The 2,786-nt window shown below is 42.0% G+C and carries 1 protein-coding gene; it reads left to right on the top strand.

Annotated features, from left to right (window positions below; genetic code table 11):
- A partial coding sequence (locus tag G1O98_RS37735; RefSeq protein WP_163939511.1) for a CHAT domain-containing tetratricopeptide repeat protein occupies positions 1-2,288 on the top strand: 2,288 nt, incomplete at its 5' end.
- Between the last annotated feature and the right edge of the window lie 498 nt (positions 2,289-2,786).

Here is a 2,786-nt window from a genome sequence, read left to right as displayed (position 1 = left end):
CTGAAGCAATTCCTTTAGCAGAGCGTATGCTGGCTATTCGTAAGAAGCTGCTGGGGAATGAGCATCCCGATGTGGCAACTAGCTTAAATAATCTGGCTGGGCTGTACTCAAGGCAGGGAAAGTACGCAGATGCCGAACCCCTATATCGCCAAGCATTAGAAATATATAAACGCCTGCCGGCAGATGAGCATCTCAATGTGGCAACTAGCTTAAATAATCTGGCTGGGCTTTACGAAAAACAGGGAAAGTACGCAGATGCCGAACCTCTATATCGCCAAGCATTAGAAATGAGAAAACGCCTGCTGGGAGATGAGCATCCCGATGTGGCACAAAGCTTACATAATCTGGCATTTCTGTACTCAAGCCAGGGAAGGTACGCAGATGCCGAACCCCTGTATCGCCAAGCATTAGAAATATATAAACGCCTGCTGGGAGATGAGCATCCCGATGTGGCAACTAGCTTAAATAATCTAGCTGCGCTGTACGAAAGTCAGGGAAGGTACGCAGATGCCAAACCCCTATATCACCAAGCATTAGAAATGAGAAAACACCTGCTGGGGGATGAGCATCCATCTGTGGGAACTAGCTTAAATCATCTAGCTAGGCTGTACTGGGGACAAGGTGACATAAACCGCACTTTTGAGTTTTTCACACAAGGAGTAAGGGTTGAAGAACATAACCTCACTCTCAACTTGGCTGTCGGTTTTGAGCGACAAAAACGTGATTACGTCAATACTATATCTGATAGCACAAATGCCATTATTTCCCTGCACCTGAATTCTGCTACTAACAACCCCAAGGCAACTCGTTTAGCCCTGAATACAGTCTTACAACGTAAAGGTCGTATCTTAGATGTCCTCACCAATAGCCAGAAAATTCTGCGTCAACGCCTTGACCCAGAAAGCCAATCTCTATTCAAGAATTTAATAAATGCCCAAAGTCAACTTTCCCATCTACATCTATTTTATAACTATAACGAGCAGTATCGGACTCAAGTTACACAGCTTGAAACCCAGATAAAACAACTAGAAGACCAACTGAGTCGCCGCAGTGAAGAATTTCGTACTCAGTCTCAGCCTATCACCCTTGAAACTATTCAAAAATTAATTCCTGGTGATGCAGCTTTGGTGGAACTAGTCCAATATCAACCTTTTAATCCCAAACCATCACCAGATAAACGCTTTGGGAAACCTCGTTACGCGGTATACATTCTCTCGGCAAAAGGAGAAACTAAAGGTATTGACTTAGGCGATACTGAAACAATTCAAAAAACCATAGAATTATTCCGCGATAATTTGCTATATCCAGGCGCTGATATCACCCAAGTTAAACAATCGGCTCGTGACTTAGATAAAATCCTCATGCAGCCAGTACGTAAACTCTTGGGTAATACTCGCAAAATTCTACTCTCTCCAGACAGCGCTCTCAACCTCATTCCCTTTGAAGCACTAGTAGATGAAAATAACCGCTACCTAGTTGAAAACTATTCTTTCACTTACCTCACCTCTGGACGAGACTTGCTAAGACTACAAAACCATTCTCCCAGCCAACAGCCACCAGTCCTCATCGCTGACCCTAATTTCAATCGTCCTGGTGAACTAGTTGCACGTCAACCTAATGCTAATAATATTGATGCAAAAAATACCCGCTCTATTGACCTGTCGCAGAGAGTATTTTCTCCTCTACCAGGAACTGCTGAAGAAGCCAAAGCAATTTCGACTCTCTTAAAAGTCAAGCCTTTAACAGGTGCTAAAGCTACAGAAGGTGCAGTCAAACAAGTTAAAAGCCCCAGGATTCTCCATATCGCCACGCATGGTTTTTTTGAAAAGGCCCCAGCAAACAAAGAGAAAACTACACTTGATGAGAATCCTCTACTGCTGTCAGGATTAGTTTTTGCTGGCGTGAAACCTCGTCAAAGCGGCGGCGAAGATGGCATTCTCACTGCGCTGGAAACAACTACACTAAATCTAGCCGGTACAAAACTGGCCGTACTCTCTGCCTGTGATACTGCTTTGGGAAACATTCGTGCGGGTGAAGGCATTTATGGTTTGCGTCGCGCTTTGGTAATTGCTGGCTCTGAAAGTCAAATGATTAGTTTGTGGAAAGTAGATGATGATGCTAGCAAAGAGTTGATGGTTGCTTACTACAAAAAATTGCTAGACAATCAGGGGCGCAGTGAAGCACTACGCCAAACTCAATTAGAGATGTTAAAGGGTGAGATGTATCAGCATCCTTACTACTGGGCTGCGTTTATACCTTCTGGTGATTGGACATCGATGGATAAGTGAATTGGTTTTGAGCGTCAGACCGCTCTATATTACCAACTCAATATGAAATAGAGTGCGATCGCGACTGAGGTATTTTTGCGCACACTACCATGCCAGCAATAGAATTAGAAGATGTTTAAAATTTTGAAGAGTCCGTCAAACTATTGTTACATAAAGCTTTTCAGAAATTGTTTAATCGTTTTATTTGTTTATTAGGCTATGAATCAAGTATCTTTCAAAGTCATGAATGAAATTGTTCAACCGTTATTTATTCTTTGCCACGAAATAACAAGCATTTGAGGCATTAAAATTGTTCAACCGAATTATTTATCTACAGCTGTTGTACAACAATAAAAAAGTCGTATAACAAATAAAATAATCATACAACTTATCCTGTAGGTGAATATGCAAGCATCTACAGGAATTTTTATGAGACAAATATCCCTCTTCTGTCACTTTCCGAGTATTCTGAATAAAAGGATTAAAAGAAAAAACTCTGGAAGGTAAGCAGGGCAATGG

Source organism: Nostoc sp. UIC 10630, from assembly GCF_010747425.1.
In the GTDB taxonomy this organism is placed as follows: domain Bacteria; phylum Cyanobacteriota; class Cyanobacteriia; order Cyanobacteriales; family Nostocaceae; genus Nostoc.
Note: the sequence above shows the minus strand (reverse complement) of the source record. Positions and strands in the feature narration are given on the sequence as shown.